Here is an 18,687-nt window from a genome sequence, read left to right as displayed (position 1 = left end):
GTAAGGCATTTAAAATGGCAGTACGGAAATTACCCAACGGGAAGTGGGTCTGTGATTTTTACTCCGATGGTCGTGACAGTAAACGGGTTAGGAAAACCTTTGTTACTCGCGGCGAGGCGTTGCGCTTTGAACGTGAGCAGTTAGCGCAACGTGGTGATCTGGATATTGACTACACACCGGCAGAGACTGCCGCGCAGAGGTTAAAAACATTGGTCGGTCAGTGGTATGAACTCCACGGGCGCTCTTTGAGTGACGGCAAAGCAAGATTAGATAAACTCAATATCCTGTGTGATAATTTGGGCGATCCTGCTGTTGCCGATTTTGACCGGGAAGTGTTCGCCAAATACCGCAAGCAGCGTTTAGCCGGTGAGTTTAGCCGTAAGCCAAAACACGGAATCGTTAAACCGCCAAAAGAGGCAACGGTTAACCGTGAACATGCCTATCTACGGGCTGTATTTAATGAGTTAAAAAGGCTAGGGCATTGGAATCATGCGAATCCATTGGATGGCGTTAGGCTATTTCGTGAAAGTGAAAATGAATTAACTTTTCTCTATGAAGACGATATTAAGCGTCTGCTGCATGAGTGTGACAATTCCAGTAATAAAGATCTCGGTATCATCGTTCGAATCTGTCTGGCCACCGGTGCGCGTTGGAGTGAAGCAGAGCAGCTAAGACAAGCTCAGGTGATGCCAAATAAAATTACTTATATCAACACCAAGAGCAAAAAGAACCGTACAGTCCCTATTTCTGCGGAACTGCATAAACTAATTCCAAAGATGAAAGGGCGCTTATTCGCCAATGCCTATGACGCATTCGGCCAAGCCATTGACCGGGCTAAGCTGGTATTACCTACCGGCCAGTTAACCCACGTTCTACGCCATACTTTTGCCAGTCATTTTATGATGAACGGCGGCAACATTTTAGTACTGCAGCAAATCCTCGGGCACTCCACTATCCAAATGACCATGCGCTATAGCCACTTTGCTCCGGATCATTTAGAAGCGGCAGTGAGTTTGAACCCATATGATCGCATTTCAAAGACGTGCTGACTGTTTTCTGTAACTGAGTACAATAAAATCTGACAGTTGGCTAAGAGCAAAAAACGGGTGTGCCTACAATTCTAGGTTTGGTTGGTGGTAACTCAAAAAGCCCCAAACGGGGCTTTTCTTAACCAATACTGTTTTTCTTAAATTTCATCACTGTCTTATTATATCTAACTTGACAGTTATCGAATTTTTCTTTAGTCATTCTCTCAATTTCATCACATTTATATTTTACTAATTGTTCTGAGAGATTGGGGTTCTTGGAAGTTAAAATTGTTTTTATAGTAGCTAACTTGTCCTTATTGTTAGCACAGGCATAATATAAATTGTACAAGGTATGATCTTGAGTAAATTCCTCTACATCTTTATCAAATTTTTTATAATTATTTTCTAACTCATAAAAATCAGAAAGGCTTCGTACATAACCCTTTAACTTTGGTGTTGATAGATCTTCTATATTGGAAGAACAAGCTTCGCTAAAAATAGTTTTTAGGTTTTCTATCCTACCTAACAAACTTTGAATTTCTTGTGTAGATGGTAAAGGCGGGAATGTACAAAGCTTTTCAATATACCAGTTGCTTGTCATTCCTTTTTCACCTCGAGTATGGCGTAAGACATCAACATTCAAATCCCAATTTTTTGTTTTTTGGGCTTGATATAAATATGTCAAAACAATGTCTGGAAAACCATTGTAAAGGTGGTTGGTTTTCTTTTTCATTGTTTGAACGTCTTGAGAAAGCGCACCATAAACACCTGACAAAGAAAGAAAGTTTTCTTTATAAACAATCAATTTTTCAATGTTTTCTCTTCTATCAATCTCAGCATCTATACGATTTTTTTCCTGAACAAATAGTGTGTGTTCTTTAAAATATTTATCGCCACAAATTCCACCAATTAGACCTTCCTTACCTTCTTTTGTAGCACCAACATATCCGCGTTGATGCTTTTGCCCACAGATGCCGTGTTCAGTTTTAACTTGACATTGAACGCTTTCACTGAGGTGATAACGACCAATAAGCGAGCTAAAGCTATCTACGGTAATCTCTAATGTTGCTAAATAGTTTGGGCGGGATGTAATCTGATCGACGCTTGCGAAAGACTCTGAACTATCAGCCATCTCATATCCTCATTGGTCCATGCTGTTTAGTTGAACAGCCTGATAAACATACACCTCTAGCTTTTACTGGGCAACGCCGCTTTGTTTAAAATTTCAGCGAATTGTAGTGACTAACTAAAACTGACCACGGTAAATGTGATTTGAGTAACGTCCGCTTCTGACTCTGAGCCGTCTGCAGGAAGGACCTTAGGCAGTTATGAGCGAAAAGTAGACTTTTGCGCTTTCAACTAATAGTCACGGCAATTGACTTCTGAGGGTTTACCAAAGGTGTGGCGATTTAGAACATGATACGACACAATCTATTGAAGTATTTCTCTATTTTTATACCACTTACGAGCTTACCTTATGAACAAACTCCTTGATTCGGATATTATTTCTATGAAACTTAGCGACGGTGAAAAATGGGGACTCCAGGTCTACCGAAACTATTCGCGAGCTTTCGGAGAGCATCGAGTTAAAAATTTCGTCGATCAAGCGTCTCCATTCGAAGCTGATGTAAAGCTCTTTGAGCAGATAGCTGCAATAGTGGTGTCCGAAGAGGTAAGGATTATTCCGGTAATTGTCGCCTCGTTTGCGGACGACAGGCTAAAGGATATGTTTAAGCGCGAAATTCCCGACGATGTTCCGGGAGGGTGCAGCGCACTCATGTCCGGTTTCGGCCCCTTAGCAAGATTCTCACAACGGATACAGCTCGCTTTTGCCTTTGGCTGGTTGAGCAAGGATTTACTCGTTGAGTTCGATCACATTCGAAAAGTTCGAAATGACCTATCGCACAAGTGGGACAATGAACTAATTGAGAGAAAGATGACGGAGTTAATTGAGGAAAAGCAGACACCACTTGAAGAATATTTGGGAGATGGCACATGTCTGCCGAAAAATTTCTATTCATCAATGCTGCCGATAGATCGTTTTAGAGTTCGAGCAATATGGCTGCTCGGGCGTCTAACTTACGAAGCTCGCCTTTGGGTGCCCGCGCTTAAAGCTGGCATTGCGCCCGAAGAAGCTTTATATGGTCCAAATATCCCACTTATGCTCCGTGCGATAGCTGCCGTATCGGTTGAGTCCACCACAAAGGTCATGCGATTATAACTCCACTCTTTCTAGAGGAAAGGGATATCCTCCTGACCTCATAGCTGCTGGCTGATTGTTCCTGGCACCGAGCTAACTACCAGATCTGATCACATCCAGAATAGCAAGGACGTCAGATTAAGTATGAGTATGTAAGTGCACCTGATTCTTTCTGATTATTGAATTTAGTTTGATTAATGTGACTACCACCCCCACAACAACCCAAACTAACCCGTCATCGTGTTTGGTAACTTACTGATTTTATGTAAGTTATTGATTTTCATGATGTCGTGAGAGTTTTTAAAATCCCTCGGCTTATGGCTGTGCGGGTTCAAGTCCCGCCCCGGGCACCATGGAAAATATTCTAAGTAAAACAAAGTAGTATGAGTATGTCGTTAACCGCCGAGAGGCGGTTTTTTTGTGCCTGAAATCACATTTAGGAAAATGTTAGGAAGATGATTTAGGAACATAAAATTCAACTAACGCATAAAAAATCACTTCTTCTGATTACCTACCACCGGCACAATTTTTATTTTCCTGTCAGACCGCGCTGTTTGCCCCATGTTTTTATGTCCTGATATCGCCTGCTTCTCACTGAGTGAACCCTCAAGGTCAGAAACGCCTTTTGCTTTCAGATCATGGAATGTGAAATTAAAATCCAATTCAGGGTGAGCCTCTTATGCTGTTTCTCTAGCTTTGTGCCATCGGCTATTGAAGCCATCGCGCGTATATTGTGGTCCTCTGCGTTGGCGGGCAGCACAAAGCCGGTGGTGAGTTCACCGCCGATACTGAGCACCATTACTTGCTCACCCACGGAGGGCGCAGACCAAAAACACACCCGACTGGCGCGCAGGGTTAACCAATTGAGCCAATCGGTTTCAAGGTTGCCGATTTTGACTCGGCACATTCCGTTAGCATGATCGACGTCTGAGACGATGCCAATGCGGATAATGTTAGCCAATAGGCGTTTGAGGCCAGCAATAAGAATATTCACTCGGTCAGTCTGCCGTCAACGGGGGCGCACGGCATGCTATGAGGATTGTGTGGGGTGGCACAAGAGAGAAAACAGGAGATGCAGGGTAGGGGATAAGAAAAGAATAGCTGCTTATTACATTAAGTATTCAAAGAATGGCTATAAAAAGTCATGACCCTGTAAATAATTCTGTGTAACTGCCACCATATTAAAGGTGATCGCTCAGGCGGTCACCGAACTCGATAATAAAACGACTCATCGCCAGCCGCCAGTTCTGGATCGGCATACTCCATTTTTTTGAAGCATCCTTGATCGCCAGATAAATAACCTTTCTCACTGAGTCGTCTGTCGGGAACACTTTGCGCTTTTTGATAGCTGCACGGATCACGCTGTTCAGCGATTCGATAGCATTAGTGGTGTAGATGGCTTTGCGGATGTCGGGCGGGTAGCCAAAGAACGTATTGAGATTTCCCCAGTGCGCACGCCAGCTTTTGCTGATTTGCGGGTATTTATCGTCCCAGGTTGCCGCGAAGTTATCCAGCGCCATCAGTGCCGCCGCTTCTGTCGGAGCCTGATACACCGTTTTCAGTCCGCTGGTGACGGCTTTGTAGTCCTTCCACGACACGTATTTCAGGCTGTTGCGCACCATGTGAATGATGCAAAGCTGGATATGCGTCTGTGGATACACGCTGTTTATCGCATCCGGGAAGCCTTTCAGGCCGTCCACACAGGCAATCAGAATATCCTGAAGGCCCCGGTTTTTAAGCTCCGTCAGCACACTGAGCCAGAACTTCGCCCCTTCGTTTTCAGCCAGCCACATGCCCAGAAGTTCTTTCTGACCTTCAGTATTAATGCCGAGAGCGAGGAACACCGCTTTGTTTATCACGCTACCACTTTGACGAACTTTCACCACGATACAGTCAAGATAAACAATGGGATACAGCGCATCCAGAGGCCGACTTTGCCATTCAGCAACCTGTTCTTTAACCGCATCGGTGACTTTAGATATCAGCGTGGGTGACACGTCCGCATCGTACATTTCCTTGAATGTGGCGACGATTTCACGGGTTGTCATGCCTTTGGCGTACAGGGACAAAATCTGGCTGTCCATCTGCGTGATACGCGTCTGATTTTTCTTGATAAGCTGTGGCTCGAAGGTATTTTCACGGTCACGAGGCGTGCTCAGTTCAATCTCGCCATCGTCGCACAGCAGCGTTTTGGATGAATAGCCGTTGCGGGTATTTGAACCGGTTTTTGGGGCATTTTTCTCGTGTCCGAGGTGTTCAGTCAGCTCTGCATTGAGCGCTGTTTCGACGGTAAGCTTCGTCAGCATACGGGAAAACGCATTGAGATCGGCCTCGGTTTTGAGGCCTTTAGCCAGTTCTGCAGCGAGAGCTTTAAGTTTCTTCTCGTCCATAATTTGCCTGTCTCCGTTGTTGGAGTGAACATATCAAAAACAGGCAATTACACAATTTTAATTACAGTCTCAAAGTCATCCTTTGATTTTATTTTAGATATATTTATTAGGCATTATTTTACATGATACAAAGAATACAATTACAATTGTTACTAATGTCAGCTTACCAAAGTGATTAGGAATGAATTCCAAATAGAAAGCTGCGAGCAAAACGATAACAATAAATGGGATCGTCGAGAACAATATGTTATATAATATTCTTTTCATTACCTTCCCATGCCATTAAGTATATTCACAATTTCGTCAAAACTTAAATTGGAGTTCGAATGTATTTTTTCCATTGCTTTAGAAATAACTGGATCGATATAGACATAAAGCATTTCTATATTATTGATCCGTAGTAAATTATAATACCCAGGCTCAATGACTTGCAGCTTCCTGGCTGCCATGGCAGATTTCTGAACTTTTCCATATAAATCAGCAGCATTAATTAAAAATAAACCTTTTTTGTTTATTTCCGCTCGAACAATATTCGATACAGAGAATGAGCCAGAAACCGTTTTAGCTATAGAGTAAGCCATTGATTTTTTTGTAGCCATTGAAACTGCGAGATTGGCACCCACATGGGATGAGTGATAAGCAGAACTCCGCGCATTCTCACGCGGTGTATATTTATCAAGAACATACTCGACATAAAGCTTTATCATGTCAAAGATAACATCAGATCTTTTATATATCTCTGATATTGCCTTTATTATTCTTGCATCTTCAGCTTTTATCTCCCGACATTCACTCGCATATTTTTCAAAGAAACAAGATGTATACCAACTGGCTCTCTCTACACCACTGTATACACTCTCAATTGTTCCCTTGGCAGAAATCATGGTTTCTTTTATCCCACGATCTAGTGAGAGTGATAACATCCTATCCGTATTTAGTTTTTCTTTTAAATAAATAGAAGCATTCATTAACTAGCACTCCATTGATTGTTAATAATCGTGTACTATACGTTATAATTATGGATTTTAAATACTACAAAGGAGCTGTATGATGCGATTGGCTAAATTTGGGACTTTTCTTGTTTTATTTGTTATCTTGACCTTCCTTATTCCAGAAGTGCTAGTCTTGGTGTTGTCAAGTGATCAGTTTGGCGATGCGATCAGCTATTTTAACTTTCTTAATACGAACATTCTGATAGCGCTCTACTACGAAATGGCTATTCTTGCTCTTATTCTGTCATATCTAATGACAAAATTGATTTTTCATTTAATGAGAAAAAATAAATAACTTAAGCAGAAATAACTAGTTGGCGATATGCACTAGCACCGGACTATTGGCTGCGCCGCTATCCGGCTCTTCACTATTATCGGCACAAGGCCAGCTTTTCCGCATTCAACGCCCTGAGTCAGCCTCTTTCGCCAGCATTTGCAGTGCCGCCTTCAGCCAGTTAGTCGCATCTCGCTTACCGCTTCTTTTATGCGAATAAATCTTCACTTCGAACGAGCGTATCTCGAATGGTAAGGCAAATATCTTGATATTCATTGCCGGAATCAGCTTCTCAGCGGCAGAACGGGGAATCGCCATCAGCAGGTCGCTTTGCGCAACAATAAATGGCGCGCTGAGCATTGACGGCGTTTTAATTGCTATTTGCCGTGTATAACCCATCTGCTCAAGCTGTAAGTCCAGAACGCCTCGTTTCTCATTCCAAGGCGTTACCACCAAGTGCCGGGCGATGAGATAATCTTCCAGCGTCAACTGTGTGCGGTTTTTGTTGCTGATGACGACATACTCATCTTCGAACCAGTTTATTTCTTCCAGTTCCGGATGTCGAGTCTCATCCGGTGTGCTGAATCCCAGCGCGAGGTCTACTTCGCCCGCCAGCAGTTCCGTCAGCGCTGGGCTATGCGGCAAATAAAGTTGCACTTAATTCTTCTGACAATAACGCTTATGCTGGGCACCATCAATGCCGATACCATACAAAAATGACAGGAAAATTAATGAGCATTACGATTCGCCAGGCCCGCCCGGAAGACGCAACGGCAATTTACGATATGATCTATGAGCTGGCGGTATATGAAAAAGCTCCGCAAGAAGTGGTCACCACGTCGGACGAGATTCGAGAAACACTGTTTGGTGCAGGCAGTAAAACCGAAGCATTGATCTGCGAAAATGCAGGTAAAACCATAGGTTATGCCGTTTTCTTCACCAGTTATTCCACATGGCTTGGACGTAACGGTATTTATATGGAGGATTTGTACATTTCCCCTGAGTATCGTGGTAAAGGTGCAGGAAAGGCGCTGCTGAAAAATATCGCGCAATGCGCAGTTAAACGGCAGTGTGGTCGACTTGAATGGAGTGTGCTGGACTGGAATCAGCCCGCAATTGATTTTTACCAGAGCATTGGCGCGTTGCCGCAATCTGAATGGGTACGTTATCGTCTCGATGGTGAAGCATTGCTGAAATTTGCTGAATAAAAGCGCCATCATATTGAGCAAACCTCGCTTCGGCGGGGATTTTGTCGTTTTGTGAGTCATGCCCACTATAAAGTTAGTCATGTTTAATGTTTGTTTATAATTACACTGTAAATTATACAGTGCTGTGATAGTTGCCTTGGTGCAAGGATTGCATGGTCATTGATACGGTACAGGGCCAGCTATCACAGCACTGAATTCAAAGCTTCAGTTTATCGCTGGGGCTGTTGTATTTTAAAGCTATGCGGTCAGCACATTGGTAGTTATTGACGCCGGGACCGCCACCGGCTGCATAATGACAAACCCCGGCATAAGTCAGGGCTTTTTTATTTGTGGAATGGGCGACAGAAGGGGACTGGTAAATGCTTTCTGTCGATCTGTCATTTAAGTTTGCGCAAGAAAACCTAGTTTAGTGACCTGCTCTCCGTTGATTAATACCCTCTCGATTGTTCCCTTGGCAGAACTCATGGTTTTGTTTAAATAAACAGAAGTATTTATTAACTAGCACTCTATTGGTTTTTAATAATAGTGTACTGTACATTATTATTAATTTTAAATATTATAATGCAATTGGCTAAGTTTGGGGTGTTTATTGTTATCTTGATTCCTCTTATTCCAGAGGTGCTAGTCTTGGTATTATTAAATGATAGGTTTGGTGATGCGACCAGCCATTTTAATCATTCTCAATAAAAATATTCTGATCGTGCTCTATTACAAAATGGCTATTCTTTCTTTTATTCTGTCATGTTTGATAACAAAAGTTATTTTTCATTTAATGAGAAAAGATAAATAATTCACATTGATCATTGATAACAAAAGTGGTTAATAAATATATTGAATTCGCTAATTATTTTCAACAACAATTTTTGTTGACCACGATAACTCTTTGTGCTGCGAGTTACGGCAGGTAAGTGGATGAAATATCGATCTTTAATTGATGATTCATAAAGTTAATTTGGCCTGCCTATAGATTTCAACCTATTACATTATCTTTTGTGAGGTAGCGCACCAATAATGTGCCTTCATTTAATATCGGTTGAGTAACTCAGTGTGAGTTTTATTATCCATATAGTTGACTTGGGTTATTAATATGAAGTTAATTGCAGCAACACTAGCTATGTCAGTCCCCGCATTTTCGTTATCGATGCCAATCGATGAACCTATGGCCGTACCTGCGATAGCGCGAGTATCAGAGGCAGTATGTAATCGTAATTATTCTGGTGACGAGTATATTACATGCATAAAACTGGTGGACTCTTCACTGGTTAAAGCCTATTGGGCTGGGAAAATGAATGTATTTTGCCAGTCTAAATTTAATGATCAGCTGACTAAAGAAAAACAGTGCAGCACTATTATGATGATATCTGATGCTTTGGATGAAATGAGTCGTCAGTATCTTGAAGAATAGTTGAATTATAGCAATCGTCTTGGCCGCTTATGCGGCCTTTTTATGGGAAGTAAGTCGGATAGGGCATGCCAACAATTAAGCCGAGCAGGGCGCTGATAGCGCCTATATGGGTTACTGAAGATGATTAAAAAGACCTTACCTGCTTAAATCGCCTTCGATTTTAATCTGATAGTCGGCTCAGTAGCCGAGTGGACATTATTAGCGCTAATACGGTGAGCAGCTCAGTCAGTCTCTGATAAACATCAGTAAAATCAAGTTATACCGTGCTCAGGCCTGCTACCAGGTGCAGTCACAAAAATTACAGGTATAATCTCATAAATTATTCAACGGGTTTAGAAGAGAAGATGACAAAACTCACCTTACAAGAGCAGATGCTAAAAGCTGGGTTAGTGACCAGCAAAAAAATGGCCAAAGTTCAACGAACGGCGAAAAAATCACGAGTTCAGGCTCGTGAGGCAAGAGAGGCGGTGGAAGAGAATAAAAAAGCACAACTTGAGCGTGATAAACAGCTAAGCGAACAGCAAAAACAAGCGGCTTTATCTAAAGAGTATAAAGCTCAGGTGAAGCAGCTCATTGAAATGAACCGCATCAATATTGCAAAAGGCGATATTAGTTTTAACTTCACAGATAACAATTTAATTAAAAAAATAGTTGTTGATAAAACAACCCAAACTCAGCTGATTAATGGCCGCCTTGCCATTGCTCGTTTGGTTGTTGATAACAGTGGTGAGAGTGAATACGCGATTATCCCAGCGATCGTAGCCGATAAAATTGTGCAGCGGGATGCAAACAGTATTGTATTAAATAGTGCGCTGAGTCAGGAAGAGCAAGATGAAGAAGATCCGTATGCTGATTTTAAAGTGCCCGATGATTTGATGTGGTAATGAATATTGCAAGATGCTTTTGTATGAAAAGTCCTTCGGGGCTTTTCATGCAGATTTAATGGCTTGCCAGTTTATGATAAACACCCAGTTATTGCGGCCCGTCGTCAGTAGTCTGGCTTTAGGTTTATTGTCATCTGATTACGTCTTTCCGGGTGTATTTTCGCACTACACCGGGCGTCTTTATTCCCAATATTCTTTGCTGTCAAAACGGGCTGACATGACGAGCTTTGATTTCCTGTTTGCTGATGGGGTGAATAAAATGCAACTCACTGGCATGCAGCATCAGCCGTGGCGTCAGTTCAGTGCCTGGCAGCAGGCGGCCACCATACAAGTCGCAGCCCCAAATGGGGTGGCCCAACTGCTGGCAATGAATGCGCAGTTGATGGGTACGCCCGGTCTCCGGGGTGAGTTCTACCCGCGTCAACGGCAGTAGCGTTTTGTCTTCCAACGGGTGATAAAAGCGCTCGATAACCCGATAGTGGGAGCGAGCAGGCTTGCCGTGGATTGAGCAGATTGACATCAGCGGGAACAGCGCCGGGTCTTTGGCAATCGCCGCGTCTATTACCCCTTGATTGCCGTCAAGATGCCCGCAAAGCAAAGCGCTGTAAATCTTGGTCACTGTGCGCTGACTGAATTGTTGGCACAGGGCGGCATTGATAGTCTTATTACGAGCAATCACCATCAGCCCGGAAGTGCCGAAATCAAGGCGATGCACCAGGGTGCAGCCGGGGAAAATCTCTACCAGCCGATGATGTACCGAATCAATATTTTGTGGGTTTTTCCCCGAGAGGCTAAGGAGCCCGGAGGGTTTATTGATGAGTACCAGGTGGTCATCCTGATAGAGCGTTTCTATTTTGTCATGGCACCGCGGGGCAATAAAACTGTCGGAAATTGTAGACATCAGGTTGGCCGGATAAAAAGGGGAGGGAGCGGATAATAACGAATTTTCGGCCAGCAGGCGAATCTGACAGTTTATCTAATAGAGACGGTAATGGTGTAAATGATAAGCACCCGCTCGCGATTTTATCGATCAGGTGCGATGAGAATGACCGGCGGTGAATCACTAATTTTAGGCAAAGGGAGGGTGTTTGTTTAAAATTTTATCAATGACATTTAGCACGCCGGAGTCATTATTTGAGTCAGCCTGATATTGCGCTATTTCTTTAATACGATCAGGTGCATTTGCCATGGCGAATCCAAAACCAGCATGCTGTAACATCTCAACATCATTGCCGCCATCACCAAAAGTCACGACTTCTTCATCTTGCACGCCCCATATATTTTGGAGCAATTTAATACCATTGGCTTTGTGTACACCGGGTATGATGAGGTCAACTGAGCCATGGCCACTGGAAACGGGGGTGACAATCCCGGCTAATTCCGCCTCAATGAACCGCATAAAATCGGCCAATTTTTCATTGGGCAAACTGATTGCAAATTTGAATGCGGGCTCATCTATCTGATTGAAGTCATCCACGATATCAAGGCGATGATAATATTTGCTCATGGTGGTGAAGAATACATTATCTGATGAACTGAGCATATGAGCGCCATTTTTGCCGCAAACAATAATATCAAGGTAGGGGATGGGGAGTAATATTTTTAGCACCTTGTCTCGGTTTTTATCCGATAATGCCCCGCAAAATATTTCCGTATTTTCATTACTAACATAGGCACCATTCTCAGCGACAAATGCAATTTCATGAGCGATGTCTGGAAAGAATGAGATAAGCTGATAATATTGGTTGCCACTGGCGACAACAAATTTTATGCCATTATTTTTCAATTGTGCATATTGCGCACTAAATCTTTTCCTATCATAACTCATCTGGTCGTTAAGAAAGGTTCCATCCATATCAACAGCAACAATTTTAATACTCATATTTTCCCTCTTTAACATATTGAAGATAGTCGTTTGATAGAGAATATCTTAGTGTTTTTTTTCTAAAAAAAAGCTAGCAAAGATTTGCTAGCAGGTAAAATTACCATACTCAGTCACAATTTTTTTCTTTAGAGAAGCTTTTAAGAATAACTTTATACTGCATCTATTTTCGCGGCGCAGGCGAGTCGTTGACATATTTCAGCTTGAATGCACCAACAGCAATAACGAGGAATGTGAGTGCGACCATGGAGAATGCAGTATAAAGATCAGTTAAGTGGGCAATAAAACCAATCAGTGCTGGCCCGCCCAATACACCGAAATAACCCAATGTGGCGACCATGGCAACTGACATATTGACGGGCATGACTTTTTCCTGACCTGCCAGGGTGATTAACACAGGAACAATATTTGCCGCTCCAATTCCGACCAATGCGAAACCAAGCAGTGTGAATTTCCAGTCAGGTATAATGACTGCCACTGCATAGCCAGTCATGGCGATAATACTGCTAAGAACCAGGACATGTTTGCGCCCTAAGAGGCTAACAACTTTGTCACCAGTGAATCGCATTATTGACATCGTTCCACCAAAAATGGCAAATCCCCAGCCAGCATGTGCAATATTAAGGCCACGATCATTAGTCAGAAAAACGCCGCTCCAATCTAATATTGCGCCTTCCGCCATAAAACAAATCATGCACATTAATGCCATTAACCCGAGACGGAAATTAGGCTTTGGTTTTTTTATTCCCAGTTCTGTCGGTTTTTTATGATCGCCAAAGGGGATTAATTCAGTGGCTACCTTGGCAGTAATAATAGTGATGATACCAATAGCAATGAATGTCACCGTTAGCGGCATTAAACCCAGTGTAAACAGTATTGCCCCACCGCCGGCACCGGCGATGGAACCAATACTGAAAAGACAATGAAAACCTGACATGAGTGGTTTATCAGATGACTGTTCAACCAGTGAGCCTTGGACATTCACTGCAACATCCGCCAGGCCAATACCGGCACCAAAAAAGAATAGGCATAATGCCATAAGGGGAAATTGTTCAATGATTGCCAAAGTGGGGAGGAAGAGACAGGTGAGGGCGATGCCGAATAACATTATATTTCTACAGCCAAAACGGCCGATGAGTTTCCCGGAAAAAAGCATAGCCAGTAGTGACCCTGTCCCGAGGCAAAGTAGCAGTAGCCCTAATGAGCCAGCTGCAAAATGTAGACGATTTTGTGCATAGGGCACTAGCGATGCCCAAAGCCCCATAGCAAATCCAGCGACGAAGAAAATAGCTCGTGTCGATGCTCGTTTAGCATAAGTATCCAGAGGGGCATCGAGTGTGTAGCTTGACATTCAGTGGTTACCTTCCGCGGGTTAATCGTTGGGAAATTAAGTTCGCCATCGATGTAAAATACTTTATAAAAGACTTATATTAAGTCGAAAGATATAATGATGTGGCTCAAGATGTCAAGCACATTATTGTTGGGTAATCTGTTTGTCCGTGGGATTGAAATTGCGGGGGAAAGGGCAAATATTGATGTGAGATTTTTATGTCAAGCTGGGGTTTCCACCGTAGCTATTTGCGCCAAGATTAATTGTTAAAGATTCTAAAATTATTATAGGCGTCAAGGGTATGTTCCAATATGCCATTGTGATAATCGGATTTTATAGTGTCACGATAAACGAAGTGAGGGATGTGTTTGCGGTCAAATTTTTTTAATAATGCCAATGATAACTCATTCATTGATGTCTGAGTGAGGTTATTTCCTGATATTGCTATAGTCACGGGGTTAATAATAGCGATTAAAGATGCAGTAATATGGATAAGTTTTTCCATCTCAGGGCCATGATGAGAATTTGTTTCAGTGGTTAAATTATCGTAGAAAGGAAGTTTTGAAACTTCACCCGCAAATTGGCTCGTGCCTCGTAGCATTTCCCCAGAAATAACGATGCCACAACCGGCACAATGTCTTGGGGGGATGAAGATATAAGCGATTGGGTCATTTATATCACGGCAACTATTCCGATAAAAGCCAAATGCGGTGTAATTCATATCATTACCGACTTGGACAAAAATACCAAATTGCTTATTTAGGTATTCAGTGATATCCACCCCTTCAAGATTAGTAATATCGCAGGTTAATACTTTGCCATCAACAACAACCCCCGGTAAACCAAGACCTAGGGCTTTGATATTAGGATGTTTTGCTAGGATTTTTTGTATGTGACTTATTAATGTGTCTACAGTGAAATTATTATAGACTTCGTTATATTCGGCAATATTTTTACCGTCAGCAGCGGTGATGGACGATGAAATGATACCGGTGTCATGAGTACCTTCCGCATAAACACTTAATATACTGAAGTAATTGGAGTTATATATATAGCGTTTTGCCGGCCGACCGCCGCGTGATTCATCGAGTGATTCTTCAATAACCTCGCCCTCAGCACACAATTCATTCAGTATCGTGCCACAGGTTGCCAAACTCAATCCTGTTTGAGTGGATATATCGCCTTTGGTCGCCGACCCCAATGATTTTAATGTATGAGTTACCAGCATGATGTTTTTTTTCTTCATCTGTCTGGTGGTATTAATCATCACTGTGGTCATGTTATTCACCAATAATTTAACTGGAAGGAATATAACATGTTCGTATTTATGAAGAAATAATTATCATAACCCGCATTGGGTGTGGCAGGGATTAAAATGCTACTGTTGTCGAGATAGAGCATAAGGTGTTATTTACCATTTGTTGTTGCGGGGTTAACCTTATAGCGGGCGGAGTCGATACGGTAAAGCGCGCTATATTACGGTATCTGACATAGGTTAACGGATGATGAATAGGAATAGGTATGACAAGTCAAAAAAGAGGGATGGGCTACATTGCTATTGTGGTTGATGATTATGATAAAGCGATTGAATATTATACTGAAAAATTGGGCTTTTTTTTGAGGGAAGATGAGCCGCAACCCGGTAAACGTTGGGTGTCGGTTTCGCCGCGTGCGGATAGCGAATGTCGTTTATTATTAGCTCGTGCATCCAATGATCATCAAGCGGCATTTATTGGCAATCAGTGCGGGGGGCGGGTATTCCTTTTTCTGGAGACGGATAACTTCTGGCGTGACTATGAATTAATGAAGTTGCAAGGAGTGACTTTCTGCGAAGAGCCACGCCAAGAAGACTATGGAATGGTGGTCGTGTTCGAAGACATCTATGGCAATCGCTGGGATCTCTATCAAAAATAGGAAAATAGATAACTGCACTTATTCCGATGTTTATCGATGGGGCGTGTTTTCACGGATTTATTTTCTGTCACTGCGGTAATTAGCATGCTGGAAAGGGCGAAAGGAGATTGCTGTGGATATAAAGAAGATTACATTGCAACGGGTCTATGATGTTCAGCCACCCTATCAGGCGAATACTTTTTTGGTTGACCGCTTGTGGCCTCGGGGTATTAGTAAGATCCGGCTGGAGGGGGTTATATGGTTAAAAGATGTTGCACCGGATAATGCTTTACGGCAATGGTTTCACCAACATTTGGATTGGGCCGAATTTGTCAAACGCTATCAGGCCCAACTCAATAACTCAACGGCTTGGGAGCCTTTGCTGATTGTGTTGAAACAGCATCCCATTACGTTGTTATATGGCAGCCGCGATGCACAACATAATCAGGCGGTCGTGTTGCGAGATTTTCTGGTGGAAAAACTTTAGTGGTTTGGCTTTGTTCCATAACGCGAAATCAACCGGCGGTTTGCTTTTTACATTGCCATAGATGCTTGAGATAAACTTTAGCATGGCAGATATTAAACACAGTCCGTAGGCCGAATTATCAGCCTGCGGACTGACACTTATAGTTAGCCTACGGTTTTTTGTTCATATAATTCAGTGGATGGTACTTTTTTCTCGTCATTTTTTTTAACTGAGGCCTCTATGGGCGCAGCAGCAACCTCAAGGGCGCGTTTTCGTAAGCTAAACCAGCCAATGACCAATAATATGGCGACGACCGGTAAAGTCGCAATAGTCCAGGTGCCATTCGGGTAATCGAATGCCATCATCACTAACACTCCGGCCAGGAAAAGTAATGTTAACCAAGATGTTACGGGAGCTCCGGGCATTTTGAAGGACACGGGTTTCGCGGTGCCATTTTTTATTGCCTGGCGTAGTTTCATCTGACACACAATGATGAATGCCCACGAGCTAATAATCCCTAATGATGCGATGTTCAAAACAATTTCAAATACTTGGGATGGAACAAGGTAATTGAGCACGACACCGAAAACATAGATGCCAACAGTCACCAGTATCCCGGCATAAGGAACAGATTGAGGGCTCATTTTTGACATGAATTTCGGCGCGGAGCCTCCCATTGATAGCGATCGCAGGATACGGCCGGTGGAGTATAGGCCAGAGTTAAGGCTGGAAAGAGCGGCAGATAACACCACGATATTCATGATTGTCCCAATGTAAGGAACACCTAAGCTACTGAAAAATGTTACGAAAGGGCTTTGACCTGCTTGATAGGCATTCCACGGTAGCAAGCACACCAACAGAACCACGGAGCCGACATAAAACAAACCAATCCGTAAGATCACACTATTAATCGCTTTGGGCAGCATTTTTTCCGGGTCTTTACATTCACCGGCCGCGGTACCAATTAATTCGATGCCGGCAAAAGCGAATATTACCCCTTGGACTAATACCAAGGCCGGGAGCAATCCGTGTGGGAAGAACCCGCCATTATCAGTGATGAGATGCATGCCGGACGGGTGTCCCGCCACACTTTGGCCGGTGCCGAGAAAGACCACACCCACTATCAGGAATATAGAAATGGCGGCGACTTTGATCAGGGCGAACCAAAATTCCATTTCCGCAAACCATTTCACACCAATCATATTCATCGTCGCCACAATTGAAAGTGCGCCTAACGCAAATAGCCATTGTGGGACATCCGAGAATGTACCCCAGTAGTGCATATAGAGCGCGACCGCCGTGATATCGACTATCCCAGTCATTGCCCAGTTAAGAAAATACATCCAGCCCGCAACATAGGATGCTTTTTCGCCGAGAAACTCGCGCGCATAAGAGACAAAACTGCCGCTGGATGGGCGGTGCAAAATCAGTTCACCAAGGGCTCTGAGAATGAAAAAGGAGAAAACCCCGCATACCAAATAAACCAAAGCTAATGCTGGGCCGGCCATTTGTAAACGCGCACCGGTGCCCAAGAATAAGCCGGTACCAATAGAGCCACCGATTGCTATCATCTGTATATGACGTCGGACCATACTTTTGTGATAGCCCGTATCATGGGAGTCTAACCAGCGTTTTTTCGCGGCTTGATGGGTTTCTACAGATTGATTTCCTGACATGATAGATATTTCCTATTTTCCTGTCTGTTGTGCAATCATTGTGAATGTATTACTGCAACTGATTGCTAAAGGTTAATGCATAAATAGCGTCTTAGCGCCTTCACTTGTTATGTGTTTATCACTGCGATTGAATTATGGCAGGGCATGCTATCGTTTCTGTCGTGATGAGGCAAAAAAATATTTACTTATAAATTATTTTTTTTTGCGATATTAGCAAAATCAGTAATTGAAATGGCTTATATTAATTCATATCTGCATCGTATGCTTCTATATTAATGTATTCTGTGTGGCTATTGGTTGATTTTAAACCAATTCGTAACTCACTGTTACATAGGCAAATGTGGTAAGTATGTTTTTTTAGTTATAAAATTATTCTGCCTGTTATTTATAGGCGCTATGTTTGGTTTTTTTTATTTTGTATGATTATCATTTTTTATTGAACGGCAGTTGGCCTTAATGAAAATGGCGATAATATTTTTTTGTCCGGGTTATTGGTTATTTTATACCTAAAACTCATTGTTTATAATGATATATATGTTGATATAAATTAGGTCACTAATACATAACCGCCAAGGTTATATCGACTAGCAAGCCGCCGTCGTTAGGTGGTCAGTGATAAATAATAGCGAAAGCACCGGTTGACGGGCTATTCTGGGGTTACTGCATCATTGGTGTGAGGCCCGCTGGCCGGAGGGGAATATTTTGCCAAAATAGCATTTACTCTTTATTAACTGAAAGCATAACAGAGAAATTTGAGCTTCTTCAGATTATTTAATTACAAAATGCCAAGTTAAGTTAATTAAAATAAACCTGTCGAGATGGTCGCAAATATAATAATTATACCCGCGCGAGTTATTCTTTTGTTGCATAAGCAATGATACCTTGATGCGGTGTATTTATAGTGTCACTTTCTCTTTTTTCTTTTGCTATTCATTAATGGTTTTTAATCGACGGGTGTGTTGCTGGCTTGCTGAAAAGTATCGGCGAAAATATTAAATTACGTTAACTGGCCATAACATTCAATACGTTACTTCTTGTCCCTTAGGTACTACCCAACAG

General features: G+C 42.6%; 16 protein-coding genes and 1 pseudogene. 7 read left to right on the top strand and 10 right to left on the bottom strand.

Annotated elements, in window-relative coordinates:
- Positions 1-14 precede the first annotated feature (14 nt).
- Entirely contained in the window at positions 15-1,049 is a 1,035-nt protein-coding gene (locus tag D5F51_RS10220) for a phage integrase (RefSeq protein ID WP_129196548.1), read from the top strand.
- Positions 1,050-1,167: 118 nt separating this feature from the next.
- Here the strand turns inward: D5F51_RS10220 and D5F51_RS10215 are convergent, their stop codons facing one another.
- Positions 1,168-2,160: a hypothetical protein gene (locus D5F51_RS10215; RefSeq protein ID WP_129196524.1), complete on the bottom strand. Its 993-nt coding sequence runs from the start codon at positions 2,158-2,160 to the stop codon at positions 1,168-1,170.
- A gap of 345 nt (positions 2,161-2,505) precedes the next feature.
- On the opposite strand from D5F51_RS10215, the gene D5F51_RS10210 reads away from it, so the two are divergent.
- Entirely contained in the window at positions 2,506-3,249 is a 744-nt protein-coding gene (locus D5F51_RS10210; protein ID WP_129196520.1) for a hypothetical protein, read from the top strand.
- A 610-nt stretch (positions 3,250-3,859) separates the two neighbouring features.
- Here the strand turns inward: D5F51_RS10210 and D5F51_RS22750 are convergent.
- From D5F51_RS22750 to D5F51_RS10180, 4 genes and pseudogenes are all read right to left on the bottom strand, one after another.
- The gene (locus tag D5F51_RS22750) at positions 3,860-4,222 is read right to left on the bottom strand and encodes a phage baseplate assembly protein V (protein WP_245994922.1); all 363 of its coding nucleotides are present in this window, start codon (positions 4,220-4,222) and stop codon (positions 3,860-3,862) included.
- 187 nt (positions 4,223-4,409) lie between these two features.
- A complete protein-coding gene (locus D5F51_RS10195) occupies positions 4,410-5,618 on the bottom strand; it encodes an IS256 family transposase (RefSeq protein ID WP_129195537.1) in 1,209 nt (402 codons plus the stop codon).
- Positions 5,619-5,884: 266 nt separating this feature from the next.
- On the bottom strand, positions 5,885-6,586 hold the full coding sequence (locus D5F51_RS10190; RefSeq protein ID WP_100273902.1) for a hypothetical protein: 702 nt from the start codon (positions 6,584-6,586) through the stop codon (positions 5,885-5,887).
- A gap of 424 nt (positions 6,587-7,010) precedes the next feature.
- Positions 7,011-7,532, bottom strand: a pseudogene (locus D5F51_RS10180) (LysR substrate-binding domain-containing protein); the annotation flags it as partial.
- 83 nt (positions 7,533-7,615) lie between these two features.
- Here D5F51_RS10180 and D5F51_RS10175 point away from each other — a divergent pair.
- The 3 genes from D5F51_RS10175 (at position 7,616) to D5F51_RS10160 (ending at position 10,381) form a co-directional block, all read left to right on the top strand.
- The gene (locus tag D5F51_RS10175) at positions 7,616-8,092 is read left to right on the top strand and encodes a GNAT family N-acetyltransferase (RefSeq protein WP_129196518.1); all 477 of its coding nucleotides are present in this window, start codon (positions 7,616-7,618) and stop codon (positions 8,090-8,092) included.
- 1,087 nt (positions 8,093-9,179) lie between these two features.
- Complete coding sequence (locus D5F51_RS10165) at positions 9,180-9,497, top strand: hypothetical protein (protein ID WP_025378000.1); 318 nt, start codon at positions 9,180-9,182, stop codon at positions 9,495-9,497.
- A gap of 344 nt (positions 9,498-9,841) precedes the next feature.
- A complete protein-coding gene (locus tag D5F51_RS10160) occupies positions 9,842-10,381 on the top strand; it encodes a DUF2058 domain-containing protein (RefSeq protein WP_129196516.1) in 540 nt (179 codons plus the stop codon).
- A gap of 202 nt (positions 10,382-10,583) precedes the next feature.
- Here D5F51_RS10160 and D5F51_RS10155 read toward each other — a convergent pair whose 3' ends face one another.
- The 4 genes from D5F51_RS10155 to D5F51_RS10140 form a co-directional block, all read right to left on the bottom strand.
- Complete coding sequence (locus tag D5F51_RS10155) at positions 10,584-11,282, bottom strand: RluA family pseudouridine synthase (RefSeq protein WP_129196514.1); 699 nt, start codon at positions 11,280-11,282, stop codon at positions 10,584-10,586.
- 168 nt (positions 11,283-11,450) lie between these two features.
- The gene (locus tag D5F51_RS10150) at positions 11,451-12,263 is read right to left on the bottom strand and encodes a Cof-type HAD-IIB family hydrolase (RefSeq protein ID WP_129196512.1); all 813 of its coding nucleotides are present in this window, start codon (positions 12,261-12,263) and stop codon (positions 11,451-11,453) included.
- 163 nt (positions 12,264-12,426) lie between these two features.
- Positions 12,427-13,614 carry an MFS transporter gene (locus tag D5F51_RS10145; RefSeq protein ID WP_129196510.1) on the bottom strand — a complete coding sequence of 396 codons (1,188 nt, stop codon included), beginning with the start codon at positions 13,612-13,614 and terminating at the stop codon, positions 12,427-12,429.
- A 238-nt stretch (positions 13,615-13,852) separates the two neighbouring features.
- Entirely contained in the window at positions 13,853-14,872 is a 1,020-nt protein-coding gene (locus D5F51_RS10140; RefSeq protein WP_162301719.1) for an ROK family protein, read from the bottom strand.
- A 242-nt stretch (positions 14,873-15,114) separates the two neighbouring features.
- Here D5F51_RS10140 and D5F51_RS10135 point away from each other — a divergent pair, with 242 nt between their 5' ends.
- Both D5F51_RS10135 and D5F51_RS10130 read left to right on the top strand, forming a co-directional pair.
- Positions 15,115-15,507: a VOC family protein gene (locus D5F51_RS10135; RefSeq protein WP_167480524.1), complete on the top strand. Its 393-nt coding sequence runs from the start codon at positions 15,115-15,117 to the stop codon at positions 15,505-15,507.
- Between the two features lie 112 nt (positions 15,508-15,619).
- Complete coding sequence (locus D5F51_RS10130; protein WP_129196508.1) at positions 15,620-15,973, top strand: DUF488 domain-containing protein; 354 nt, start codon at positions 15,620-15,622, stop codon at positions 15,971-15,973.
- A 143-nt stretch (positions 15,974-16,116) separates the two neighbouring features.
- Here the strand turns inward: D5F51_RS10130 and ansP are convergent, their stop codons facing one another.
- Entirely contained in the window at positions 16,117-17,631 is a 1,515-nt protein-coding gene (ansP, locus tag D5F51_RS10125) for an L-asparagine permease (RefSeq protein ID WP_186368164.1), read from the bottom strand.
- Positions 17,632-18,687: the final 1,056 nt, after the last annotated feature.

The sequence above is a fragment of the Yersinia hibernica genome (assembly GCF_004124235.1).
Taxonomy (GTDB): domain Bacteria; phylum Pseudomonadota; class Gammaproteobacteria; order Enterobacterales; family Enterobacteriaceae; genus Yersinia; species Yersinia hibernica.
This window is presented reverse-complemented; position numbering and strand designations above follow the sequence as displayed.